The sequence below is a fragment of the Mesorhizobium sp. M1217 genome (assembly GCF_040318275.1).
GTDB lineage: Bacteria > Pseudomonadota > Alphaproteobacteria > Rhizobiales > Rhizobiaceae > Mesorhizobium.
Map to the genome: position 1 here is coordinate 348,621 of NZ_JAMYMA010000003.1, position 24,043 is coordinate 372,663.

Annotated in this window: 28 protein-coding genes; 8 read left to right on the top strand and 20 right to left on the bottom strand. The window is 62.7% G+C overall.

The annotated features are described in order from the left end of the window. Positions 1-159 precede the first annotated feature (159 nt). Both NKH37_RS06870 and NKH37_RS06875 read right to left on the bottom strand, forming a co-directional pair. The gene (locus NKH37_RS06870) at positions 160-372 is read right to left on the bottom strand and encodes a cold-shock protein (RefSeq protein WP_006202521.1); all 213 of its coding nucleotides are present in this window, start codon (positions 370-372) and stop codon (positions 160-162) included. Between the two features lie 229 nt (positions 373-601). Further along, positions 602-814, bottom strand: a complete 213-nt coding sequence (locus tag NKH37_RS06875) for a cold-shock protein (protein WP_006202520.1) — start codon at positions 812-814, stop codon at positions 602-604. 506 nt (positions 815-1,320) lie between these two features. Here NKH37_RS06875 and NKH37_RS06880 point away from each other — a divergent pair. Further along, positions 1,321-1,716 (top strand): Kazal-type serine protease inhibitor family protein, encoded by a 396-nt coding sequence (locus NKH37_RS06880; protein ID WP_353040873.1) that lies wholly within the window; start codon positions 1,321-1,323, stop codon positions 1,714-1,716. A gap of 10 nt (positions 1,717-1,726) precedes the next feature. On the opposite strand, the gene NKH37_RS06885 is transcribed toward NKH37_RS06880, so the two are convergent. From NKH37_RS06885 to NKH37_RS06900, 4 genes are read right to left on the bottom strand one after another with little or no spacing between them, the layout of a single operon-like run. Beyond that, positions 1,727-1,951 carry a hypothetical protein gene (locus NKH37_RS06885; protein WP_254819206.1) on the bottom strand — a complete coding sequence of 75 codons (225 nt, stop codon included), beginning with the start codon at positions 1,949-1,951 and terminating at the stop codon, positions 1,727-1,729. A gap of 35 nt (positions 1,952-1,986) precedes the next feature. Then, positions 1,987-2,124 (bottom strand): hypothetical protein, encoded by a 138-nt coding sequence (locus NKH37_RS06890; RefSeq protein WP_023719175.1) that lies wholly within the window; start codon positions 2,122-2,124, stop codon positions 1,987-1,989. 38 nt (positions 2,125-2,162) lie between these two features. After that, positions 2,163-2,408 (bottom strand): hypothetical protein, encoded by a 246-nt coding sequence (locus NKH37_RS06895; protein WP_023719174.1) that lies wholly within the window; start codon positions 2,406-2,408, stop codon positions 2,163-2,165. Beyond that, positions 2,405-2,671 carry a hypothetical protein gene (locus NKH37_RS06900; RefSeq protein WP_023719173.1) on the bottom strand — a complete coding sequence of 89 codons (267 nt, stop codon included), beginning with the start codon at positions 2,669-2,671 and terminating at the stop codon, positions 2,405-2,407. The genes NKH37_RS06895 and NKH37_RS06900 overlap by 4 nt, the downstream gene beginning before the upstream one ends. 334 nt (positions 2,672-3,005) lie before the next feature. Here NKH37_RS06900 and NKH37_RS06905 point away from each other — a divergent pair, with 334 nt between their 5' ends. From NKH37_RS06905 to NKH37_RS06915, 3 genes are all read left to right on the top strand, one after another. Next, on the top strand, positions 3,006-3,188 hold the full coding sequence (locus NKH37_RS06905) for a hypothetical protein (protein ID WP_023719172.1): 183 nt from the start codon (positions 3,006-3,008) through the stop codon (positions 3,186-3,188). 9 nt (positions 3,189-3,197) lie between these two features. Next, positions 3,198-3,464 carry a DUF1488 family protein gene (locus NKH37_RS06910; RefSeq protein WP_023719171.1) on the top strand — a complete coding sequence of 89 codons (267 nt, stop codon included), beginning with the start codon at positions 3,198-3,200 and terminating at the stop codon, positions 3,462-3,464. A 172-nt stretch (positions 3,465-3,636) separates the two neighbouring features. Then, positions 3,637-5,271 (top strand): tetratricopeptide repeat-containing sulfotransferase family protein, encoded by a 1,635-nt coding sequence (locus tag NKH37_RS06915; protein ID WP_352483092.1) that lies wholly within the window; start codon positions 3,637-3,639, stop codon positions 5,269-5,271. A gap of 119 nt (positions 5,272-5,390) precedes the next feature. Here the strand turns inward: NKH37_RS06915 and NKH37_RS06920 are convergent, their stop codons facing one another. The 8 genes from NKH37_RS06920 to NKH37_RS06955 all read right to left on the bottom strand — a co-directional run bounded on the left by NKH37_RS06920 (position 5,391) and on the right by NKH37_RS06955 (position 14,141). After that, positions 5,391-5,744 (bottom strand): DUF1428 domain-containing protein, encoded by a 354-nt coding sequence (locus NKH37_RS06920; protein ID WP_352591762.1) that lies wholly within the window; start codon positions 5,742-5,744, stop codon positions 5,391-5,393. A 71-nt stretch (positions 5,745-5,815) separates the two neighbouring features. Then, entirely contained in the window at positions 5,816-6,244 is a 429-nt protein-coding gene (locus tag NKH37_RS06925) for a VOC family protein (RefSeq protein ID WP_352591766.1), read from the bottom strand. A gap of 128 nt (positions 6,245-6,372) precedes the next feature. After that, positions 6,373-6,546 carry a hypothetical protein gene (locus NKH37_RS06930; RefSeq protein WP_023719167.1) on the bottom strand — a complete coding sequence of 58 codons (174 nt, stop codon included), beginning with the start codon at positions 6,544-6,546 and terminating at the stop codon, positions 6,373-6,375. A 104-nt stretch (positions 6,547-6,650) separates the two neighbouring features. Then, on the bottom strand, positions 6,651-8,180 hold the full coding sequence (locus NKH37_RS06935; protein WP_352591769.1) for an ABC-F family ATP-binding cassette domain-containing protein: 1,530 nt from the start codon (positions 8,178-8,180) through the stop codon (positions 6,651-6,653). A gap of 293 nt (positions 8,181-8,473) precedes the next feature. Further along, complete coding sequence (locus NKH37_RS06940; RefSeq protein WP_352856837.1) at positions 8,474-9,034, bottom strand: hypothetical protein; 561 nt, start codon at positions 9,032-9,034, stop codon at positions 8,474-8,476. 30 nt (positions 9,035-9,064) lie between these two features. Next, positions 9,065-9,541 (bottom strand): hypothetical protein, encoded by a 477-nt coding sequence (locus NKH37_RS06945; RefSeq protein ID WP_352856839.1) that lies wholly within the window; start codon positions 9,539-9,541, stop codon positions 9,065-9,067. 62 nt (positions 9,542-9,603) lie between these two features. Further along, on the bottom strand, positions 9,604-12,774 hold the full coding sequence (gene uvrB, locus NKH37_RS06950; RefSeq protein WP_353004852.1) for an excinuclease ABC subunit UvrB: 3,171 nt from the start codon (positions 12,772-12,774) through the stop codon (positions 9,604-9,606). 113 nt (positions 12,775-12,887) lie between these two features. Then, complete coding sequence (locus NKH37_RS06955; RefSeq protein ID WP_353004854.1) at positions 12,888-14,141, bottom strand: hypothetical protein; 1,254 nt, start codon at positions 14,139-14,141, stop codon at positions 12,888-12,890. Between the two features lie 142 nt (positions 14,142-14,283). Between NKH37_RS06955 and NKH37_RS06960 the strand changes: the two genes are divergently transcribed. Then, a complete protein-coding gene (locus tag NKH37_RS06960; RefSeq protein WP_353004855.1) occupies positions 14,284-15,321 on the top strand; it encodes a CapA family protein in 1,038 nt (345 codons plus the stop codon). 73 nt (positions 15,322-15,394) lie between these two features. Continuing rightward, positions 15,395-16,366, top strand: coding sequence for a DUF3137 domain-containing protein (locus NKH37_RS06965; RefSeq protein ID WP_023719162.1), 972 nt, complete (start codon positions 15,395-15,397; stop codon positions 16,364-16,366). Positions 16,367-16,381: 15 nt separating this feature from the next. On the opposite strand, the gene NKH37_RS06970 is transcribed toward NKH37_RS06965, so the two are convergent. Then, positions 16,382-16,876 (bottom strand): YegJ family protein, encoded by a 495-nt coding sequence (locus tag NKH37_RS06970; protein WP_353004857.1) that lies wholly within the window; start codon positions 16,874-16,876, stop codon positions 16,382-16,384. A gap of 117 nt (positions 16,877-16,993) precedes the next feature. Here NKH37_RS06970 and NKH37_RS06975 point away from each other — a divergent pair, with 117 nt between their 5' ends. Continuing rightward, positions 16,994-18,616 (top strand): FAD-binding oxidoreductase, encoded by a 1,623-nt coding sequence (locus NKH37_RS06975; protein WP_353004859.1) that lies wholly within the window; start codon positions 16,994-16,996, stop codon positions 18,614-18,616. Positions 18,617-18,624: 8 nt separating this feature from the next. Here the strand turns inward: NKH37_RS06975 and NKH37_RS06980 are convergent, their stop codons facing one another. The 5 genes from NKH37_RS06980 to NKH37_RS07000 form a co-directional block, all read right to left on the bottom strand. Then, positions 18,625-19,140 carry a hypothetical protein gene (locus NKH37_RS06980; RefSeq protein WP_023719159.1) on the bottom strand — a complete coding sequence of 172 codons (516 nt, stop codon included), beginning with the start codon at positions 19,138-19,140 and terminating at the stop codon, positions 18,625-18,627. A gap of 160 nt (positions 19,141-19,300) precedes the next feature. Further along, complete coding sequence (locus NKH37_RS06985; protein WP_353004861.1) at positions 19,301-20,431, bottom strand: hypothetical protein; 1,131 nt, start codon at positions 20,429-20,431, stop codon at positions 19,301-19,303. Between the two features lie 6 nt (positions 20,432-20,437). Then, entirely contained in the window at positions 20,438-20,872 is a 435-nt protein-coding gene (locus tag NKH37_RS06990) for a DUF4383 domain-containing protein (RefSeq protein ID WP_023719157.1), read from the bottom strand. Between the two features lie 628 nt (positions 20,873-21,500). Continuing rightward, entirely contained in the window at positions 21,501-22,376 is an 876-nt protein-coding gene (locus NKH37_RS06995) for a sigma-70 family RNA polymerase sigma factor (protein WP_352910539.1), read from the bottom strand. Further along, entirely contained in the window at positions 22,376-22,834 is a 459-nt protein-coding gene (locus NKH37_RS07000) for a carboxymuconolactone decarboxylase family protein (protein ID WP_352815446.1), read from the bottom strand. Before NKH37_RS07000 ends, NKH37_RS06995 begins: the two co-directional genes overlap by 1 nt. A 212-nt stretch (positions 22,835-23,046) precedes the next feature. Here NKH37_RS07000 and NKH37_RS07005 point away from each other — a divergent pair, with 212 nt between their 5' ends. Next, positions 23,047-23,985, top strand: a complete 939-nt coding sequence (locus NKH37_RS07005; RefSeq protein ID WP_352815448.1) for a diacylglycerol/lipid kinase family protein — start codon at positions 23,047-23,049, stop codon at positions 23,983-23,985. The last annotated feature ends 58 nt before the right edge of the window (positions 23,986-24,043 follow it).

Below are 24,043 nucleotides of genomic sequence, written 5' to 3' on the forward strand. Positions count from 1 at the left end.
TCGGGGGGATGCGGTCCGGCTTTAACGAAGATTAATATGCGACCGTGGCTGAACGGGGGCTGAACGAAATTTGACCAAGCGGTTCATTTAACTGGGGTTCAAACATGCGGCAAACACCGCAGGCCAGACCGGCCCACGTCCATTCTGTCCGGGGCTGGTTCAGCCGATCGACAGGTTGACGGCTTTCGGACCCTTGCCGCGCTTGTCCGGCTCGGTGTCGAATGTCACTTTCTGCCCATCCTCAAGACCGGGAAGACCCGACGCCTGCACGGCCGAAATATGGACGAAGACATCCTTTGCCCCGTCGTCCGGCGTGATGAAGCCGAAGCCCTTGGCGTGATTGAAGAATTTGACGGTGCCGGTCTGCGGCATGGGAAGCTCCTTTGATCCCACAAGTCCAGTCTCGGGCCGGCAAATGCCCGGACGGAAATTTGTCCTTTATTTTAGTGCCATCGGCAAGAGAAAGTTTTGCGGGTGCCGGCAAGCATCCCGGAACACAAAAGGCGCGACGAAAACCGCCGCGCCTTTATAAAATTCGAGTTCACACCAAAAGCCTTGCAGCATCCTCACACACCCGAAAGGACGCGCGGCACGCCGCCGTTCAGGCGGCGCGGAGATTGACCGCTTTCGGACCCTTACCCATACGGTCGGGCTCGACATCGAAGGTGACCTTCTGACCGTCGACGAGCGTGCGCAGCCCGGAAGCCTCTATCGCCGAGATGTGGACGAATACATCCTTGGCGCCGCCATCGGGCGTAATGAAGCCGAAGCCTTTGGTAGCGTTGAAGAATTTAACGGTGCCGGTCTGGGCCATTGGGGAAACTCCTTCACCCGTGTCAGTCTTGGTGGTTCCGCCCGCCGCCTGGCGCCGTGGGCAAGTCCCGGTGGTTGCTTCGGCAGTCATGCATTGGCGCATGGTAAAACCCCCCGCCGAAAACGGGGCTGTCAGAGATTCACAGTATCGGGGAAAGGTCGTCCAAAACGTTCCGCTCTCCGGGTCGCAAATGCCCGAACACAAAATTTATCGCACGGAAACGTGATGCTTGCAAGATAGAGCCGCGGGCGGCCCAACAGGCGCATCCCGACGCATCGCACCGATAGAACTGGTTCTCCGCGCGGTCATCGGCCAGACGCAACCCAGGCATGGTCCAGCAAGCTGGGCCGGTGCTGTTTTGGACTTGCGCCGGCATACCGCCTTGGTTTGCATGCGCCAGGCTGCAAACGGGGTTGCATTTCGCAGCAGAATGGCGAGATTGACGAAGATCGGCCCGATGCAGGCGCGATTACGCGGGGGCGGGAGTTTCGAGGGAGGGAATATTTATGCGGCTTCTTGCGGCAATCTTCTCGCGGCAGGGTTTTTCCATCTTGTTCCTGTCGGCAATTCTTGCGGCCTGCACCGTCGTGGTCGATAAGGGGCCAGGGCCGCGCCCGCCACGGCCGGGGCCGCAATTCTGCACCAGGCAATATGACCCGGTCTGCGCCAGGCGCGGCGGCGACCGCCAGACCTTCGCCAATGCCTGCCTTGCCGAACGGGCCGGATACCGCATCATCCGTGAAGGCGAGTGCCGTGGCGGTGGCGGCGGCGGGGAGCAGACATTCTGTACCCGCGAATACCGCCCGGTCTGTGCCCGTCGCCATGGCGAACTGCGCACGTTCCCCAATGAATGCGAGGCCCGCGCGGCGGATTATCGGGTCGTCGATGATGGGCCGTGCTAGCGCACCGGCCTCACTGTTCGTCCGGATAGGCACCATCGGCGGGGCCGACGTAGAGTTCGGCGCCGTCCTCGTTGGAGATGCGCAGGCGATCGGGGATCTGCGGCATCATCAGCGTGTGAAGCAGCGTGGCGGCGCCTTGCAGGGCGGCGCGCAGGTTCGGTGCCTCCAGCGACACTCGATCGAGTGTCGCTTCGTCGGCATCGCGCGAGCGGTAGAACTCGATGACGAAGTTCAAGCACGCCTCCAGGCAGATTGTCGTGCGATCGAACCCTAGCCTTTGGACTTGGGTTTCACAGCGGTCTCCGCCTGCTTGACCGCCGAGCCGAAGGGCGAGGCCGGTTTTGCCGCCACCTTGTCCTTCTTGGGCTTGCGTGTCTCGCGATTGCTGCGCTGTTGACCCTTGGCCATTTTCTGATCCCTTATACGTGTTGCGGATTGCTTTCGGCTCAGTTGGCCGGGTTGTCGACCGGTTCGAGATTGTCTTCCGTGGTGACCCGCTCATAGGTCTCCTGATCGCTGCGAATGCGATATTGCGGCGAGCCGTCCTTGACCGGCAGCCGGCTCTTTATCTGGAACAGCTCCGCGGTCTTTTGGGCAAGGCCGGTGCGGCTCTTCATGCGAACAGTCTGGCCGACGGTGAAGATATGCGAGGGCGTGTCCGTGCGCCGCGCACTCTGCTGGAAGCGGATCATGTGGCATTCTCCTGGTCGTGCCGAAGCGCTGCTTCGAGTTCGGCGTGGTCGACGGCGACAAGCCGGCCGGTTGGGCTTTTCACCGTCCTTGCCGGCAGATGGATGAAGGTGGCGACGCGGCGCCAGGCAAGCCACGACATGCCGTCGATCAGTTCCTCGTCGTGGTCGATGTCATAGTCGCCGGCCGGCTGCATGCCATCCAGGCCGCCAAGCACGAAAGGTGCCGCGAAATGCGCGATGGAATGAGTGGTGCGGGCAGACATTCTCGTGCCTTGAAGTTTCTTTCCGGCCTGGCTCCGAAAGCGGAGCCTGCATTGCGGTACCAGGTGTCGGCGATTTGGATCAGTTTGGCGGGCCGAGAACCCTGACGCCGCGAGGGCCCAAGCATGACCCAAAAACGGTTTCATACCATTAGTCCGAAAATGCGGCTTATTCAAGAAGATTCCGGCCTCTTACCCCTACCAACGCAAAATTACTTTTCTATAGTTATTTGCAGAACGATGATACGATCCCGGTGCACCTCAAAAATTGTTTGAAGAACTTCCAGAAAAATTCCTCCGGCATTTGTATTTATTTAGGTATGAAAGGAAGAGAGTCATGAATTCCGCAAGAACACCGGATGTCCCGACAGTTGCAGTCAATCCCGTCGCAAAGCCGATAAAGGTTATGTCGCCGCGCCTCACGATAAGAAGCGACGAGGCGGCAAGGCGAAGGCTTGCCGACACCGATGGCACGGTGCGGCGGGCGCGCCAGCTTGCCGAAAGCAACCGCCTGATTTGACGCGCAGCCATGACACTCAATTTTCCCAATCCCAGCCGTTCCTACGACGCGGCGGCCAAGCGCATTCGTTTCGTCGGCCATGACGGCATGTTCGAAGTCCCGTTCTTCGTCGAGGTTGCGGCACTTTCGGCGGCAAACCCGGCCGCAAGCGGAGCCGAAGCCGAATTTCTCAGCGCCTTCGACGCCAAGCGTTCGTCGATCCACGATATTGCGCGCGAAGCCTACTCGCATGGCCGCAGGAACATGTATGTGCTGACGCCGGCCGACTTCCGCTAGTTTGGGGTTTGCTCCATAGTGCCCGTCGTCTGCTCTTGCACGCGCCGCAGCGATGGCCTAGATCGCGGCAGGCGGACAACAAGGCAGGTTTCCCATCAACAGAAATCCGAGACAACCGGCAGGCGCACGTTACGGCTCAGGCGGGCAGCCGCCGCTGGGGCTTGACCAGTACGTGCAGCAGGCGCTGCAGCTGCACCAGGCGGGGCGCCGGCAGGAGGCCGAGGCGCTTTACCGTCAGGTGCTGGCGCAAAAGGCTAACCACTCGGCCGCCGCGCATTTCCTCGGGCTTCTGCTGCACCAGACCGGGCGCAGCGCCGAGGGGCTGGCGCTGATCGAACAATCGGTTCGGCTGCAGCCGAACAATCCGGATTTCCTCAACAATCTCGGCACCGTGCTGCGCGACCTCGGCCGGGTCGCGGCCGCAGCCGATCTCTTCCGCAAAGTGGTGGCAACCAGGCCGGACCAACTGGCGGCGCGCGACAATCTCGGCTCGTCGCTGAAGCAGCTCGGCCAATTCGAAGGCGCCGAGGATATTTATCGCGGTACGATCGGCCGCAACCCGTTCCATGTCCGCGCCCGTGTCGGGCTTGCCGAGACGCTGCAGGAAGCGGGCCGGCTGGATGAGGCATTAGCTGTTTTTCGCGAGGCGCTGACGATCCGGCCGAAGGATGCCGATCTTTTGCATGGCCTGGGTGTCGGGCTGATGGAAAAGGGCAGTCTCGACGAGGCTGCGGATCTTTTCAGGCAGGCGCTGGCGGTGGATCCCGGCATGGCAAGGGCCTGGCTAATGCTCACCCAGGTCAAGCGCCAGAAGGAGCGCGACGCCGAGCTTGCCCGGATGGAGGCGGAGCACGCCAGGGCGCCGCAAGGCAGCCTGCCGCGCATGCAGCTTTCCTTCGGCCTCGGCAAGGCCAATGACGACCTCAGGGATTATGGTCGCGCCTTCGACTATTTCGCCGAAGGCAACGCGATCCGCCGCCAGGGCATCGACTACGACGCCGACAAGACGCGCGGCGAGTTCGAGGCGATGAAGGCGGTGTTCGACAAGGCCTTTTTTGAAAAGCACAGGCCGAGCGGGATTACCGACGACACGCCGATCTTCATTGTCGGCATGCCTCGTTCCGGTACCACGCTGGTCGAGCAGATCATCGCCAGCCACCCGCAAGTCTATGGCGCTGGCGAGCTCAGCATATTGAAGACGGCGGTCGGCAAGCAGTTTCCGCTCAGCATGAAGGGCGGCTTTCCCTGGGGCATCGCCGACATGTCCGATAAGGCCTATGCCGAGGCCGGCCAGGCCTATCTCGATATGCTGCACGCCCGCTATCCCGGGTTCCGGCACGTCACCGATAAGATGCCCGGCAATTTCCTGTTGGTCGGTTTCATCCACATGATGCTGCCGCAGGCCAAGATCATCCATTGCGCGCGCGATGCGGCAGCGACCTGCCTGTCGATCTACAAGGTGCACTTCCGCGGCGACAGCCACCGCTACGGCTACGATCTCGGCGAACTCGCCGATTTCCACAATCTCTACACCGACATCATGGCGCACTGGCACGCCGTGCTGCCTGATGTCGTGCACGACGTTCGCTACGAGGATTTCGTCGCCGACCAGGAAGGCCAGTCGCGAGCACTGATCGCCCATCTCGGCCTGCCATGGGATGACGCCGTGCTGTCGTTTCACCGGACCGACCGGCCGGTGCGCACGGCGTCCGCCGCGCAAGTGCGGCAGCCGATGTATCAGGGCTCGGTCGATCTGTGGAAGCGCTATGGCGACCGGCTGAAGCCGCTGCTCGACAGGCTGGCTTAGAGCGCCGCTGGGCCTTAAAAGCGCGTCGCGCTCGATCGGCCTCATGCGACGCGCTTTAGATCCTTGTTTTTATGCATGTCGTTATCGTAAAACCGCTGCGCCCTTTTGCGCGACATGCATCAAAGCTCCATAAACGGCTGAAAGCCGCCGAAGATCATGCGCTTGCCGTCGAACGGCATCGTCGACCAGTCCGACTTGAGGCGTGGGTCGGCCATCACCTTGGCCATCACCGCGTCGCGGCTCTGCCGCGATTCATAGACCACCCATGAGAAGATGACGACCTCGTCGTCCTTGGCCTGTACGGCGCGCGGGAACGAGGTGAGCTCGCCATAAGGGACGTCGTCGCCGACGCATTCGACATAGGCAAGTGCACCGTGCTCCTTCCAGACGGCGCCGGCGGTTTCCGCCAGCTTCTTGTAGGCATCGAGCTTTGCCTTCGGCACGGCAAGTACGAAACCATCGACATAAGACATCTGATTTCCTCCATGCGATTGTTTTCCGCCCTCTTGAGCGGTGATTTCCGGTACATACCTGTGTGGGGATCCTAAGCCGCTTTCACCGGCGCGTTCATTGCCCATTCGACGCCGAACGGATCACGCATATTGCCCCAGCGGTCGCCCCAGAACATCACCTGCAACGGCACGACTTCCTCGCAGCCAGCCTCGATGGCCCGCTTCCACCAGGCGTCGATGTCGTCGCTGCCGAGATGGAGCTGCATGGTGTAGCCCTGCGGCTTCACAGCGGGCATTCCATGCTCGGGATAGAAGTCGGAAAGCATCAGCGTCGAACCGTTGATGTGGAGATGGATATGCATGGTACGGCCCTGTTCGTCCGGCGGATAGGCAAAGACCTGCTCGGCACCGAAGGCTTTTTGGTAAAATTCGGAGGCTTTAAAAGCGCCGTCCAGCTGAAGGTAGGGCGTCAATCCGCCAAGCACCTTGGCGGCGGGCTGGGTCTGCGCCTGGTCATTCATGTCATGCTCCTCTTTGCGTCTGATTTGCCTTTGCGAACCACAGGACGAACGGAACGGCGACGATCCTACACGGCCGATGGTTTTTTGGATTCGAAATGGCGCCTGCCGCAACGGCCAACTGCCACCTTTCAACCTTCGATGCGAATCCGCGGGCTGTTTTGCGCGTCGACGACGATTTCCGGCCAGCCGATATCTTTGCGCAACTCGATCGGCAATGAAAGGATGGCGCGTTCGCTGCGATAACGGGCGCGAGCCGCCGAGTAACGCGTCACGGCGTGACCTATGGATGACAGAATAGACATGATGCTTTCTCCTCGATTGGCGCCGGCATCACCGTGTCGGCAACCCAAGGACGTGGCATGCGATCATCATCCGACAGAGCGCCGGAATTTTTTTCCACAATTTTTCAACCGTCGGCCTCGGCAACCTCCCGGAAGAAAGCTTCCGGGTCGTCGACCTCGGTCAGCCGCCGTTTCTCGATCAGCCAGAAGCGGTTGCCAACCGCGCGGATGAAGGAGCGGTCGTGCGAGGCAAGCAGGCAGCTTGCTTGATGTTCCAGCAATTCCGCGTCCAGTGCCTCCTGGCCGTCGATGTCGAGGTGGTTGGTCGGCTCGTCGAGTAAATAGAAGTTGGGATTGGCGAGCCTGAGCGCCAGCATCATCAGCCGCGCCTTCTGTCCGCCCGACAGCACGCTGATCCTGCGCTCCTGCATGTCGATCCTGACGCCGGCGCCCGCGAGCAGCGAGCGGGCGCGCTGCTCGCCAACGTCGAATCCGCGCGAGAGCATCGCCAGCGGCGTGTCGTCGCCGCCGATGCCCGACAATGCCTGGTCGCTATAGCCGAGCACGGTCGACGGCGTCACCTTCAGGCTTTGCGCCGCCGTTTCCGGCTCGACGATGGCGTTCCGGATCAGGCCGATCAGCCGTGATTTGCCGACGCCGTTACGGCCGAGCAGGACGATGCGGTCGCCTTGGCAGATGTGGCGCTTGCCGGTGCTGAACAGAACCGTGCCGTCAGGCGTTCCGACCACCAAATCGTCGAGCGTGATCAGCACCTTGGCATGGCTGCCGCGATTGGTGAGCTTGATCGTGCCCGCCAATCTTTCGCGGTGTGCCGGCGCCGCCGCTTCTTCCAGGCGCTCTGCCCGCTGGTTGAGCTGCTTGGTCTTGACCGTCAAAAGGTCGCTGCCGGAATTGATGCCGATATTGTTGAGTTTGGCCGCCTGCCGGCGCAGCTGCTGCGCCACTTTCATGTCGCGCTGGAATTTGCGCTCGGTCGAAGCGTCGACCTCGTCCAGCGCAAGCCTCGCCCGCGAATAGGGCAGCGAAAACACCGGCGACTGTTCGGGGCGCAGGAACAGCGTGCGGTTGGTCGTCGCGTCGAGGAACGCCCTGTCGTGGCTGGCGATCACCACGGGCACCTCACGCGGCAGCGCGTTCAGCCAGGTCTCGAGCTGGCTGATCTTGCCGAGGTCGAGATGGTTGGTCGGCTCGTCGAGAAGCAGGACGTCGGGATCGGTGACCCAGACGCGGGCGATCAGCGCCAGCCTTTGCCAGCCGCCGCTCAATGCCCGCATCGGCCGCTCGCGCATCGGCTCGGGTACGTCGAGCGAATCGAGGACCACATCGACGCGCCACAGCTCGCTTTCGGCGTGCTCGGCTGGCAAGGCGTCGGCCACCACCTCATGAAAGCTGCGCCCGGCCAGCGCTGCGGGAATGACCTGCTCGACATAACCGACGCGCAGGCCGCGCGTGCGGGTGATGTCGCCTGATGTCGGCTCCATCTCGCCGGCCACGCACTTCAGCAAGGTAGATTTGCCGCGGCCGTTGGCGGCGACGATGCCGAGCCGGTCGCCGGTGCCGATGGTGAGGTCGAGATTGGAGAAGAGGGGCGCACTCATGGTGACGCCGAGGGACTTGAGGCTGATCAGGGCCATGTCGATTACTCTGGTCTGTCCGGACTGAATTCCGGTTCAATGCACTTGACGGTGCGCAGGTTTGCCATCAGGCTCGGCGTTGCAGCACCACGAAGGGCGGACCAAAAAAATCGAAGCGGGAGAACCCGGACCGTCTCTGGTCAGCCCTGCAAGCAAGCTCGCAGGGCAGAGACAGGGCCGCGCTGACGGTGGTGGTCGATATGCACGCAGCCCTCCTTTCAAGACGTTTGAGTGTGCGGAGCGATTACACCAAAGGCGGGGTGGGTTGCAAGTGCGTGCTCTGCAGGCAGCCCTTAGTCTGACACAGGGAATATGAAGTCACCCTTGGTCCGCTGGATATCCTGTGGCGTTTCGAAGTGAATCTCCATCAGGATCGGTTCTTCCGGTCCACTGAAGAAATGAAGCTCGGCGTGAGGGAGCACGAGCCGGCGGACAGTTTCATATCCGCTTTCCATCTTATATTCCTCGGCTTGCAGCCCTAAACTTGCGAGGAGCGTCTTGGCGGCCGAAAACGTCATAGCTGGACTAAAGCCGTCGAGATCGATTTGGCTATTGCCATTCCATTTCAAAGGCAGGGACTTGGGCGTATCAGGCATGCGCCAAAGTTTGATGCTGATGCGGTGAACTCGCGCTCGATTGCGCCTGGTCAAAATGTTGATTTCCAGATCGCCATAACCCAGAAGAAAACCGCATGGCTGGTCCTGATAGACATACAGCCATTTCGGAAAGCCAAGGTGTTTCTGCACCGGTCCAAGATCAGCGCCAGCCCGCAAAGGCGTGTCTTTGCTGCCTAAAATCAGGGGCAGAATGTGGAGTTTACCTTGTTGCCGCATCGAACCCCGATTTGCTGCCAATTGTTGTCGTAGGTTTGGATACTCCGCCTTTCAGCCCCGCCTGATCCCTTCGGCCCAAGCCACCAGGTCGTCCTCGCTGCTGCGCAGCCGCTTCATGACCCGTTGCATGGGCCAGCAGGTGACGCCGCTTCCGACTTCCAGAGCCGCGTTGATTTCCCCCTCGGGATCGTCATCATTCGTCAGCCAATGCCCGCCAAGTTCCTTGCGCAACACCTCGCCGCAGTAGGATCCCAACGCAAACAGGCGCGACCCGATATCTTGTGCCATCAAGCCGTCGGAAATGGGCTCTCCATCCTTTGTCTGCTCGCGAAAGAAGCGCTCCACCTCGGATATGCTCTGCGGTGAGAAATCCGCGCCATAGCCCGAACTTTGCAGTGCGTTGGATATCCACTGCGCGGCTATAGGAATGTCTTCTTGCAAGCGCCGCGGGGCGCTTGTTGTTTGAGACGCCGCGCGGGACGGCAGGAACCCTGCCGCGAGAAGCCCAAAGAAACGGCGTGTTATCATCTGTAGCCACCCAAGCGATGGCGAGAAGATGCATGTGGCGCTCAAGCAGCGCCACGGCAGAATTACCGTCCCGGCCGACCAGTCTTGCCCGGCCGGCGCTTTTCGCGGCGGGCGTCGGCTGGGTCTTCGTAGGAGCCGATACCGGCACGCTGGCGGACGATGGGCTTGGCGGAATCGCCGCGTTCCTTCGCGCCCCCCTCTGTCCTGCCGGGCATCTCCCCCACACGGGGGGAGATTGCCTGTGGCTTTGCCGGCACTTTTCCTTCGATCGGCTTTTCTGTGCGCCGCACGGTCATCTCATCGAGCGAATTCTTCTTGAACAGCGGTTTTGTCGAGTCACCGGGGATGCCGAAATCGGAGCCGTGCGCTTCTTCGGCCGACTGTTTCTTGAACAGCGAACGGGACACAGCGCCGGCCGGCGTCGGCATGTCGGTGCCGGGTCCCATCGCGTCGAGCGAGGGCTTGGCGAAGAGCGGCTTCTTGACCGGCACGGCACCGTCGGCGCCCATTTCGTCGAGCTCCGGCTTGCGGAAGAGGTTGGGCCGTGCAGCCTTGGCTGCCTCTTCGGCGGCACGTGCCTCGTCGAGCTTGCGGAAACGCTCCCGTTCCTCTGATGTACGATGTTTGGCCACGCCCTTGTTGTGCTTGCCCTTTTCGCGGCCCGAGACCGGGCTTTCCATGTCGGCATATTTGGCCAAAGGATCGTCGGAGATGGACAGTTCCATCTCGCGCAGCCGCTTGATCTCGTCGCGGATGCGGGCCGCCTTCTCGAAATCGAGGTTGGCGGCGGCGTCGCGCATCTGCTTGTCCATCGCGTCGAGATGGGCTTTCAGATTGTTGCCCATCATCGCGCCGGCGCTGTCGGTGAACTGCGAGATGTCGGCGCGGACATGGTCCTTCTCGTAAACCGAGTCCAGGATGTCCGAAATGCGCGACTTGACCGATTCCGGGGTGATGCCGTTGGCCGCGTTCCACTCCATCTGCTTTTCGCGACGGCGGTTGGTCTCGGCCATCGCCCGCTCCATTGAGCCGGTGATCTGGTCGGCATAGAGGATGACCTTGCCGTCGACGTTTCTGGCGGCGCGGCCGATGGTCTGGATCAACGATGTCTCGGAGCGCAGAAAACCTTCCTTGTCGGCATCGAGAATGGCGACGAAGCCGCATTCGGGAATGTCGAGACCTTCGCGCAACAGGTTGATACCGACCAGCACGTCGAAGGCGCCGAGGCGCAGGTCGCGCAGGATCTCGATACGCTCCAGCGTGTCGATGTCGGAGTGCATGTAGCGCACGCGAATGCCTTGCTCATGCAGATATTCGGTCAAATCCTCGGCCATGCGTTTGGTCAGCACGGTGACCAGCGTGCGGTAGCCGGCCTTGGTGGTCTCGCGGATTTCGCCGACAACGTCGTCGACCTGGCTCTTGGCCGGGCGCACTTCGACCGGCGGGTCGATCAGGCCGGTCGGGCGGATGACCTGCTCGGCGAAAACACCGCCGGACTGCTCCATCTCCCAGCCGCCGGGCGTTGCCGAAACCGCGACGGACAGCGGGCGCATGGCGTCCCACTCCTCGAAGCGCAGCGGCCGGTTGTCCATGCAGGACGGCAGGCGGAACCCGTACTCGGCCAGCGTCGCCTTGCGGCGAAAGTCGCCGCGATACATGCCGCCGATCTGCGGTACGGTGACGTGGCTTTCGTCGACAAAGACCAACGCATTGTCGGGGATGTATTCGAACAAGGTCGGCGGCGGATCGCCCGGCTGGCGGCCGGTCAGATAGCGCGAGTAATTCTCGATGCCGGCGCAGGAGCCGGTCGCCTCAAGCATCTCCAGGTCAAAGCGGGTGCGCTGCTCCAGCCGCTGCGCCTCCAGCAACCGACCGGCCCGTTCGAGTTCGACCAGCCTATGCTTGAGTTCTTCCTTGATCGACTTGATGGCCTGGTTCAAGGTCGGGCGCGGCGTCACATAGTGCGAATTGGCGTAGATCTTGACGCTCTTCAGCTCGCCGGTCTTTTGGCCCGTCAGCGGATCGAATTCGGTGATCGCCTCGATCTCGTCGCCGAACAACGAGATGCGCCAGGCACGGTCCTCGAGGTGAGCCGGGAAGATCTCGATCGTGTCGCCGCGCACCCGGAACGAGCCGCGGACGAAGTTTATGTCCTGGCGCTTGTATTGCTGGGCGACGAGGTCGGCGAGCAACGCGCGCTGGTCTAGGCGGTCGCCGATCTGCATCTGGAAGGTCATCGCCGTATAGGTCTCGACCGAGCCGATACCGTAGATGCAGGAGACCGAGGCGACGATGATGACGTCGTCACGCTCGAGCAGCGAGCGCGTCGCCGAGTGGCGCATGCGATCGATTTGCTCGTTGATCGAGGATTCCTTCTCGATGTAGGTGTCGGTCCGGGGCACATAGGCCTCAGGCTGGTAATAGTCGTAGTAGCTGACAAAATACTCGACGGCGTTTTCCGGGAAGAATTTCTTGAACTCGGAATAGAGCTGCGCGGCAAGCGTCTTGTTGGGGGCCAGGATCAGAGCAGGGCGCTGCGTCTCCTCGATCACCTTGGCCATGGTGAAAGTCTTGCCGGAGCCGGTGACGCCGAGCAAAACCTGGGTGCGGTCGTTGCTGTTGACGCCCTCGACCAGATCCTTGATCGCCGTCGGCTGGTCGCCGGCCGGCTCGAAATCCGAGACCATCTTGATGGCGATGCCGCCTTCGGATTTCTCCGGTCGGGCAGGGCGGTGCGGCGTCCACAGCACGCCGTCCTTGTGCAGCGGATTGCCGGATTCGATCAGCGCCGACAGCGCCGCGACGGTGGCGGTGACGCCGCCCGAAGCCATGGTCTCGGCCTCTTCCAGTGAGACATCGAGGCCGGCGACAGGATTGAGACCGGCCGCGGTGCGCTCCCGCGCCGAAGCCGCGCCGCCCATCGACGTGCCGCGTGCCGTACGGCCGGGGGAAGACGAGCGCTCGGGGATCTTTTTCGCCGGCTTCGCTAATTTGCCGCCGACTTTGCCGGAAACGCGCCCTTCCTTCTCGGCTTCCTGCTCGATCTGCTCGGCCCAGTCGGCGATCGAGCCGGTTAGCGGCGCGCCGGTGAACTCGGCCTGCGGCGCTTCGGCAAAGCCGTGCAGTGGCTCCGAGGCATCGAGGAAATCGGTCAGCGGGCTGCGCCGCTTGGGCGGCGAAGCGCGATCGTCATTCGCCGGCGGCGGCGTTTTCTTGTCAGAGAGTCTGGCCATGGCCCGAATATGGGAGGTATCGGCCAAAATGGAAAGAGCGGAGTGGTGAGGGGTGCTGCGCGCAATTTGGCTGCTGACAGCAGGGTGTCAGGAACACCCTCCAAGCTTCCCGCTCAATTAAACCACAACGCGAACGTCAGAAACCCGGCGCCGCCGAATTGGCGCTGGATCTGGTCGAACTCCTCGCTGGTGAGAATCTTCCCGCGCTCGAGATAGGGCGCGATGGCCGGGCCGGTGATCGACAGCACCAGGTCGAAGGGCTTCGGCTCGTCGAAGAAGCGCTTCATGTTGATGCCCTTGTCGGCGATGCGGAAATGCGGCAGCAAGGTGCGGCCTTCCAGAAGATCCTCGGCCATGGCCAAGGCGGCGAGCCAGGCCTGCACCTGCTGCTCGCCGACGTCGAGGCCGGTGAGCGGGCTGGCGCCTTTTTGCTGCGGCCCGGGCAGCCATTCACGGTCATTGTCGGTTTCGGCGCGGATGGCTTTCCAGTCCTCGCGCGACAGCCGGATCATTTCCATGAGATGGCGGCGCGCGGATTGCCGGCGCTCCGGCTCGACCACTTGCCAGTTGACGAGATGGACCAGCGAGATGAAATCGGCGATGCGCCATTCGGACGACAACATGCCGCCGCTCATGCCGCCGTCCGGCGGAACGAGCGTGTCCTGCAGCGGCAGGTTGGCGCGCGGGAACAGCATATGGAACGAACCGTCGAAGGTGTTGCTGAAGTCATGCGCCAGCCAGAAATCGGCCTGCGCCATCAGGAATTCGGAATAGCCCTGTAGCCAGTAGCCGTCGGCGCGGTCGAAGCGGAAGGTGAGGGCGGGTGCGGCCGCGTCTGGCGCACCGCCGCCGCGTGACAGAGACGCCATGACCGCGGCGGCACTTTCGTCCGGCGCGATCTGGCCGTCCTCGTTGAGGTCGATGCCGAGACGGGTCAGGTCGATGACCATGCCGATGTCGGCGTCGGCGGGTACCGAGCCCAGCGTGGCTGCGGATTTCTCCAACCGGTCGCGGAAGGCGACGAGAATGGCGCGGAATTGTTCGTAGGTCAGCGGCTCGGGATCGGCATTGTCCGGCACCGGCAGCCGCATCAGCGGCAGCATGAACGATTGCGGGCTTTCGAAACCGTGGCGGTACAGACCGCCGGCCAGGATCTCCAGCGCGGTGAAGAATTCACCGGCGCCGGTGGCATAGGCCGATGCAGGATCGCCGGGCGCGGCGGCTTCCAGCGCGGCTAGCGCGCTGTCGCGCTCGGCCACGGTTTTTGCCTCGAACAGGGCCGCCGGTTCGGGAGCCGCGGCTCCGGCCGCGGACAGCGGCAGGAGAAGAACGATGGCGCCTGCCATCAGCCTGGAAAAACGCTTCATCGTGATCGCCCCTTTTGTCGCTCCGCAGTGGATCATACACGCATTTGGTTCGCGCGCCTGTAGCCCTGTGGTTCACCGATAACAGTCGAAGCTTCAATCAATCCGGCGGACGGTTTACACAGGGCAAACGATTGGGCGTCGCGTGTCGAATTATCCGCTTTCCTACAAACTGTCCTGGCTGCCCCGTTTCCTCCGGCCTTCGCTCGGCGGCGCGGCTCGCGGCTTCGCTCCGATGGCGGCAACCCTGCTCGAACCGGCGCCGGCGCGGACGGCACGGCTGGCTTTCGTCGGCGACATCTCGGCGGTGGCCAATCGCAGCGCGCCGGAATGCGATCCGGCGATCGCGGCGCTGCTCGCCTCGGCCGATCTGGTAGTCGGCAATTGCGAAAGCCCGGTGGTGGAACGGCCGAGCGCTGTTTGGGGCACAAGGCTTGGCACGCACCATGCGATGAGCGAGCGGTTTCTTGCCGAGGCGCTGGCCGCCGCCGGCATTTCGCCGGAAAGACTGGTGCTGTCGCTGGCCAACAACCATGTGCTCGACCAGGGCATTGCCGGCTTCGACGAGACCGTTGCCGCGCTGGCGCGGCTCGGCATCCGTACTGTCGGTGCTGGGGTTCCAGTCGAGCGGTTTGCCGTCGGGGCGCTGACCATCGGCCTTGCCGCCTTTACCTTGTGGCGCAATGCCGATGCGGTCCAGTTCGCGGGCCGTGTCTCGATGGCAAGCGATCCGGGACAATGGCCACGCGATACAGTTGAGAGTGTCGACCTCCTCTGCGCGGTACCGCATTGGGATTGGGAATTCCGGCATTTTCCACGTGCGAAGACGCGGGCACTGGCGCGGCTTCTGGCCGAACATGGCGTCGGCCTGGTCGCCGGACATCATGCCCATGTCGTGCAGCCGATCGAGCGGCTCGGCAAGACGCTCGTCGCCTATGGGCTCGGCGATTTCTTCGGCACCGCCTTCGCGCGCCAGCCATGGCCGGGCCGTATCGGCGCCATTCTCGTCGTCGACATCAGCGCCGATCCCGGCACGCGCGGGGCCATCGCCGCCTACCGGCTGCATGCCTTCATGCGGCTGCGCACCGGCGATCATGAGCGGCTGGTGCCGGTTGAAGCGCTGGCGGGAAAATCGAGGCAAAGGGTTCTGGCCCGCCTTGATGCGATCTTCGCCGCGCGCTGACGGCTGCGCTGACGCGGTCCACAAAACCGGCTATCATGCGCTACGCGGGCAGGCTTGTGGCGGCGGGTGGGCGATGGAAACAGCGGATTTCATGCCGAGCGAAGCGGTGATCGCCGGCATCAGGAAGAACATCGAGGTCTACGAGGCCGAAAGAGCTTCGGCCCATCGCCAGACGCGCTGGCGGGTGCCGATGTTCATCGGACTGCTGCTGGTGTTCGTGGCGCTTGTGGCCTGGCTTTTCAACGAGGTTGCCGACCCGAACGAGCAGTGGTTCTCGACCCCGCATGTGTTCCTCTATATCGGCGGCTTCCTGGCGGCGATCCTGCTCTATTTCAAGGCGATCAAGCCGGCGGGCAAATTGCGGCAGTCGTTCCGCAGCACTCTGCTGCCGATCGTCTTCGGCTTCATCGAGAACATGCAATACCGGCACAACGTCAAGCCGAATTCGTTCGACCGGTTGCCGCGCGAGACGGTTGGCCCGTTCAACCGGCAGTCTTTCGACGATGTTTTTTCCGGCCGCTATGAAGGGTTTCCGTTCGAGCTTTACGAAGCAGATCTCCGGGAAGGGACGGGCAAGAGCACGACGGCAGTGTTCAAGGGCGTCATCGTCGCCTTCGAGACGATCGTGCCGTTCCCCGGCACATTGGTCGCCGCGCGCCGGACCAACAAGGTCGTCGGCTTCTTCCGCGGCATCTTCGGCAGCAAGATGCAGGAATTGTCCAGCGGCGTGCCGGAGCTCGATGCCGCCTACGAGTTCCGCACCGACAATATCGAGGCGGCGCGGCCGCTGGTGACCGGCCGGCTGGCGCAGGCGCTGCAATGGCTCGGCGAAACCCGGCCGAACGATCCGGCACGCGTTGCGCTCAGCGGCAGTGACGGTTTCCTGCTGCTGCCGCAGGAAAGGAATTTCTTCGAGCTGCCGGATATCTCCACGCGTCTCGACTACACCAAACACGTCGCGCCGATGATCGCCGACATGGGCGCGATCCTGGCGACCGCGGCACTGGTACGAAAGATCGGCGTGAAGGATGTAGAAGCCGGTTGAACTGGAATTCAGCCGTCAACAATCGAAGCCATAGTTCTGGCGATAATAGTCGGCGTCATCCTTCGACATCTTTTTGAAGAGAACGCAGACAGTGAAACTTCCCACCTGGCGTCCGTTCTTCATATAACCCCAGTCGGAAATATCGTCCCGGCTGAATTCGATCTCCTGGCCTGCCACGACGTTGTGAACGGTCTGCGGCTCGTTGTCCAAGGTTCCCGCAAATCCGGCCGCCGTACGGTGGAAGGGAATGACCCAGAAATGTTCCGTGGCGTCCCCGTCCCTGACCATGACTTTCAATTGGAAGTCGGCGGTTCCGGATGGAGGCGCGTCGGCCAATGCCAGGAAGTCGTCGAGACCGGCACGCGCCTGCTCGATAGCGGCCGCCATCTCCGGATCGCCGCCAGCTACGCTGACGACCTTGTCGTCGCCTTGACCAGGAGTCTGCGCGTCCGCTGATGCCGGAGCAAACGCGAGCAACAGGGCAAGCGCGGTACGGGCTGCAAGCTTCATGGTGAGACCGCTTTCGACATTTCCGCCAGACAAACCGGATCATCATTCGCCGAACGTCTGATTGGCAACTGGTTTTTGTCTCCATCAGGCGCTATTCCTGGGACAGTGGGTGGGGCTATGATCGAGGAACGCAAGGGGTTTCGCCTGTCGCGGCGGTTGCTGCTTGGTGCGGCGGTGGTCGGCGGCGCGATGGTCTGGGGCGGGACGACCGTGGCGAGGCTGGCCCGCGGCCCGTCGGCGCAGAAGAATTCCGGGCGCATTGCCGACATTGACGGCATCGACCTGGCGCTGAAGCCGCTCGAGAACGCGCCAGCCTACGATCCGTTGCTGCCATGGCTGGCCAAGGGCGGCGACATCAACGATGCCAGCGGCCTTTCGATGACGCCGGTCTACGGCGTTATCGAAGTCAGCGAGGAAGACCACATTGCGAGCGCGCTGGCCTTTGCCCGCACCAACGGCCTGAAGGTCTCGGTCGCGGCGGTGCGCCACTCGATGGGCGGCCACGCTTTCGATGACAATGCGCTGGTCCTCGACATGCGCAAATTCAACAAGGTCCGCGTCGATGCGGCGGCGAAGACGATGACCTTGCAGCCGGGCGCGCGCTGGCACGACATCCAGGATCTTTTGCACCCGCGCTTTGCGGTGAAGGCGATGCAGTCGACCGACATCTTTTCGGTGGGCGGCTCGCTTTCGGTCAACGCGCATGGCATGGACCACCAGGCCGGCTCGGTCGCCGGCTCGATCCGTTCGATGCGGGTGATGCTGGCCGACGGTTCGGTGACAACCTGCTCACCGGCCGAAAACACCGAACTGTTCCGCCACGTCGTCGGCGGCTACGGCCTGTTCGGCGTGGTGCTGGAGGCGACACTCGACATCGTCGACAACGCCGTCTACCGCACCTCGCGCGAGATCATCAAATCGGACGATTTCCCGACGTTCTTCGCCGAGGCGCTGGAGCCAAACAGGGCGATTGGTCTGTTTTATGGGCATCTGTCGACTGCGCCGGGCAATTTCCTCGAGGATATGATCGTCTATCGCTATGACAAGGTCGCCGACCAGCCGCCGGCCGACCAGCCGGCAATCGGTGAACCGGGCTCGGTTGGGCTCAAGCGGGTGATCATCAACCTGGCGAAATGGGGCAGCCTGTTCCAGGAGCTGAAATGGTTCACCGAAAAGACGCTGGAGCCGCAATTCGAGAGCTGCACGGTGGCGCGGACGACGGCAATGGCCGAGGGCGAGGCCTGCCTGGTCACGCGCAACAACCCGATGCACGATTCAGTGCCCTATCTGTTCAACGACCTGCTCGACGAGACCGACATACTGCACGAATATTTCATCCCGCGGGCGGCCTATAACCCGTTCATCGCGGAAGCGCGCGAGATCCTGCGCAACCAGAGCCTGCCGGTGCTCAACGCGTCGGTACGCATCGTCCACAAGGAGGATGTGGCGCTGAATTATGCGCCGGAGCCGGCCTATTCGCTGGTGCTCTACATCAATCAGCCGACCGACGCCGACGGCAATGCCAGGATGCGGGCACTGACAAGGGCGCTGATCGACGTGACGATCAAGCATGGCGGGCGTTTTTTCCTGCCCTACCAACTCCACTACACGGGCAAGGAGCTGCTTGCCTCCTATCCGGAACTGCCGTCCTTCCTGGCGAAGAAGCGGCAATACGATCCGGGGGAGCTGTTTTCCTCGACTTTTTACCGCGCCATCAAGGCACTGATCGGCACGGCCTGAAGTGCCGGTTACAGACCGTCAGGCAGCTTCGCCGCCAGCCAGTTCGCCGAGCGCCTGGCGATGCCGATCGTTGCCGATGCGGCGCGGCCGAGATCGGTCTTGACCACGGCGTACCCGGTCTTCGTGCGGTAGAGCAGGGCGCTGCCGCCATCGACCGCCGCTTCGTAGGCGACCGGCCGGACGGCTTCTGTTTCCGTCGCCGTCGCCTGCGTTCCGACCGCTGCACTGGGCCGATGGCTCAGTTCTGCTGGCAGCGGCTCTGTCGCGGCCGTACTGGCCGTCGTCAATTCGGGCTCCGAAGTGGTCGCCGCGAGCTGCGATGACGAAGACGAGTTCTGTGTCCGGCAGATGCCCGAGACCAGCGGATAATCGAAATTGCGCTCGTGCAGCATCTGGCTTTTCATCGCCGCTTCGCATTCGGCAATGGTCGACCATTTGGCGGGCGTCTCGCCGATATATTCGCAAAGCCTGGCGTCGCAGTCGCAGCCGACGATGGTCATGGCGACAAGGGCGGTCTTGATCACGGTCTTGTCCCTCCGAATTGCCTGGCGCATGTGCGCAAGATCAAAGTGCTACGGCGTCATCAATCGTTGCGGAACAAGGCGGGATTTGGCCGCGATTGTGGAATGAGCGTGGCGGAGCATCACGCCACGTCTTGCCGAGGCTGGCTGTGACCGAAAGGCCTCAGTAATCGTAGACGTGCTCGAGCCTGGCGCCCGCCGTCATCAGCGCCGGCAGCACGAGGTGCAGCTTGCGCACGGCGACGGTCAGGCCGGTGCGGCGCGTCGAAGGCTCCGCCGGAAGCGGGTAGCTGAACAAGGTGCGTGCGCCTTGGGGAACATTGATCTCGTCATTGGAAAGCATGGTGACCATGATCTCGTCATTGCCGCCGATCTCGACGAAGGAGACGCCCTTGCCGATCAGGCGCGGGATCATGTCGGTGAACACCTGATAGCGCCTGGTGACGAAGACCGTGCCGTCGGCGCCGAGATCGCGCTCCAGCAAGGTGTCGGGCTCGTTGCGGGTCACCTCGCTGACCGGACCCTTGGCCCAGACGTGGATGTCGAGCAAGGCCGGGTCGGTGGTGGCGGCGAGCGCCGACTTGATCAGATCGGCGTAACCCTGCTTGATGGTGTAGGCGAGGCCGAAGGCGAGCTTGCGTTCGCTGGTGCGGACGGCGCTGTCGTCCGCTGCCGGCTGGACGGCAAACAGGCCGGCACGCTTTTCGGCATAGGGAAACTGGTACCACGGCACCTGGTCGAGAAAACCGGCATACTCCGCCGCCACCTCGGCCTGGTAGATGTCGACGGCGGTGCGCTTGCCGGCCGTCGCTTCGGTAATGCGGCCGACCGTATTTTCATAGGCCCACTGGATGGCGTGCTCGATCGTGTGGCTGGTGCCGATGATCACCAGCATCTGGTGGTTGTCGAGGTTGAACTTGTAGGCGGAGCTGGCGCGGACCACCATCGCATAGTCCTGCCAGAAGCGGCCGATATAGGAGAGATAGGGAAAACCGCTCGGCTGGTTCTTGTCGACGAAGCCGGCATATTCGCGGGCGGCGTAGACGATGGCCCATTCCGGATAGGTCAGAAAGGTCGATTCCTCCGGCCGCTGGTAGCCGGGGATCTCGGCACGTACCTTGTCGGCCAGCGCCTTTGGCGGGGCACCCTCGGCGATCCCCGGCAATGGTGTTGTGTCCAGCGACGGCGTTGTGAGAAAGCCGTAGGCCAGCCCGGCGATCGGGATCAACACGACAATGACGACAAGCCAGAGGATCGCCTTGATGATGCGCTTCAGCCAGCGGAACAGGAACATGGCCGGTCAGGCCGTGGCGAAATGGTCGTACACGCGTTTCGACAGCCAGAACCCGACATAGACGGCGAAGCCGCCGATGACGATGTGCGGCAGGTTGGCGAAAAAGCGGGCCGGGAATTCGATGTCGTTCAAGGAGCGGAAGCCGTTGATGAAAATGCCGCCATCGAGGCAGCCGGAACCGGTGACCAGGCCGAGCACGCCGTCGAACAGATAGACCGAGCCGAACAGCTTGAAATAGAACACCGCCTGGCGGTGCGAGATGAAGGCGGCGGCCAGCGCCCAGACGCCGGAGAAGGCGTGCAGCAAATCGTCATACCATTGCAGCGAGAACAGGCCGAACAGATTGCCGCCGGCATCGTTGAAGGCCGGCACATAGCCGATCGCAACAACACCGAAGAACAGGAAAGCATAGGCAACAGCAAGCTTCTGGATGAGCGTCATGAAGTATCCCCCTGCCGTCAGCCTTCTCAAACGGCCCCCGACGGCTAATGGATAGTAGCTGATTTTGGCGCAGGGTGAAGCGTCGCCGGCAAAATCGTCAGGCGGAGCCACAAAGACAGTCGGCGCCGGGATTTCTCCCAGCGCCTCCCTGTCAGATCAGGACACGGTCGCGGCGGCAACTCCCGAAAGATGTCGCGCCATGCCGGCCTTGATTTTGACGGTCCTGCCAGTCGCCACCCGAGGGCAGCGTCCGTTCCGGACCACGCCGGTCTCCACTCTTGCGAGCTTTGCCCAGCGCGCCATCGAAGGTTTTTGCCGTCCTTCATGGCAGCATCGGTCCGCCGTTGGCGTTCGCACGCTTTCCGCGGCCCCGTAGGTCTCGGCTTCCATCCCTCCAACAAGCAAGCCTGTTCTCGTTCAGGGCCGTACGGGCCTCAGGAAATCCGCCGTTCCGCTTTGCCTTTCGGCGTGGCGATCGGTAGCCGCCTGAGATGGGTTTAATGTACGCCGGATAAGCGTTTGGCGAAACTGCCGCGCGCCTGTGGATAGCGGGATTATCGGGGACTAAGGCGCGTATTCGCAGAGGGGTTCGTGGGCAGTTGATTGGCGGTGCCCGCCTGCCAGGCCGTCAATGCAGGGTGTCAGCCATGTGCCTGAGCTTATCGGGGTTGCGCACGACATAGATGGCGACGACGCGGCCATCCTCAATCTCCAGCGCAGTCGTTTGGAGAATGTCGCCTCGCTCGATGGTGATGAACCCCGGCAGGCCGTTGATAAAGCCATAGCGCAGCAGGCGAGATCGGCTCACCGCATAGACAGACGCGAACGTCGCGTACTGGCGCATGACATCATCGAGCCCAATGGCCGGCGCCTTTCGCGCCGGTGCCTTGCCGCCACCATCGGCGTAGAGCGTGACGTCCGCCGCGAGCAGTGCGCGCAGGCTGTCCAGCTTGCCGTCCCGGGACGCGGCGAAGAAGGCTTCGGCGATCTCCAGGCCCTGTTCCCGCGGCACGGGATAGCGAGGGCGGTCGGCGCGGACGTGGGCTCTCGCCCGGCTGGCGAGCTGGCGACAGGTGGCGGGCTCGCGGCCGATCGTGGCCGCGACCTCGGCGAAGTCGAGGCCGAACACGTCATGAAGCAGGAAGGCAGCGCGCTCCAGCGGCGACAGGCGCTCCAGCGCCATCAGCAAGGGCAAGGTTACGTCATCGGTCTCGTCCTCAGCCGATTCCATAACCGGCTCAGGCAGCCACGGGCCGACATAGGTCTCGCGCCGACGCCGCACCGACTTGAGCCGGTCCAGGCACAAACGCGTGACGACCCGGCGCAGAAAAGCTTCCGGTTCGCGCACCGCGTTTCGGTCGACATCGAGCCAGCGCAAGAAAGCGTCCTGGAGAACGTCCTCCGCGTCCGCGATCGAGCCCAGCATTCCATATGCAACGCGGACAAGGGTCGGACGTAGGGGATCGAAGACGACAGCGGCGTCCTGGCCCGATGCGGGTGCCATCAGGCGGCCTGCCGTTCCTCAGCCGCGTGGACGGAACGAAAGCCGATCCTGATCCGGTTCCAGGCGTTGACTTGCGCGATCAGCAAGGTGAGCCTCACCTGCTCGTCCTCGGTAAAATGCTGGCGCAGCGCCTGGTAGGCATCCTCAGGCGCACGGGTCTCCGACACCAGCGTCAGCGCCTCGGTCCAGCCCAGCGCGGCTCGCTCGCGGTCGGAATATAGCGCGGACTCGCGCCAGGCGCTGAGAAGATGGAGCCGGTCCTCGGTCTCTCCGTACTTGCGGGCATCTTCAACGTGATGGTGGATGCAGAAGGCGCATCCGTTGATCTGTGATGCCCGCGTCATGACAAGTTCCCTCAACAAGGGCTCGAGACCGCTGGTCTGAATTGTTTTTCCCAGCTCGATCCACGGCCGCATTGCCGCGGGGCTGGCGGTAAAGGGGTTTAGCCTGGGTGCCATCGTGATCTCCTTTCAAGGGTTTCCGGAGACATGACGAGTTGGATTTGCCGAATGTGACATGGGCCGGACTCTTTTTCAGCCAAGTCTCAGCCGAAATCGCTTTTCATGCTCGATCGCATTGTCAGACATTCGATCTTGCCCCGCGGGCCGGCGCGGGCTTCAATGCCGGCAAATGAGTGGAAGGCGTGTTCGATGGCCTTGGGGAGGCAGGCTTGAAGGTCGCGGTGGTTCTCAATCCGATCGCCGGCGGCGGCAGGCTCAAGCGGCATTGGCCCGAGGTTGCGGCTTCGCTGAAAAGACATTTCGGCGATTTCGAGCTGCGTGAAACGCAGGCCGAGGGCGATGCCGAACGGCTGGCGCTCGACCTTGCCGCCATCGGCTTCGAGCTGGTGATCGCGGCCGGCGGCGACGGCACCGCCAGCGAGGTCGCCGACGGGCTGCTGAAGGCTTTCCGGGAAAGCGGCCGGACGGCCGAACTCGGGCTGCTGCCTTGCGGCACCGGCATCGACTTCGCCCGCGGGCTCGGCCTGTCGGACAATGTCGACCTGACACTGAAGCGGATTGCCGAGGCCAAGGGGCGCAAGGTCGATGCCGGGTGCATCAGCTATGTCGACGACCATGGCGCGCTGGCCAGCCGCCATTTCATCAACATCGCCAGCCTCGGGCTTTCCGGCGCCGCCGACCGCGCGGTCAATGCCGACAAGCGCAAGGGCAAGGTTTCGGCCAAGGCGTTGTTCTATTGGCGCACGGTCTGGGAGTTCCTCCGCTACCGCTTCCAGGAGGTTGCGATCACTGTCGACGACGGTGCCCCGGTCGAGGCGCGCATGGCGCTGGTGGCGGTGGCAAACGGAAAATTCTTTGGCGGCGGCATGATGATCGCGCCCGACGCCGAGCTTAACGACGGCGAGTTCGACATCGTTATCCTGCGCGCCGCCGGCAAGCTGAAGCTGATCTGGGACATCCGCCTGCTCTATGGCGGGCGGCACCGCAACCATCCGGCGATCACCATCCTGCGCGGCAAGAAAGTGGTTGTCGAGCCGCTCGGCGATGTGCAAAAGAACGCCGCGCTGATCGACATAGACGGCGAATCGCCGGGTCGCATACCGGCGACCTTCGAGATCCTGCCCGGCGCATTGACGCTGAGATATTGAATCAAGCCGTTGAGGGATTGATTCAAGTTGTTTCGGCGGTGATTCCGATCCTAGGTCC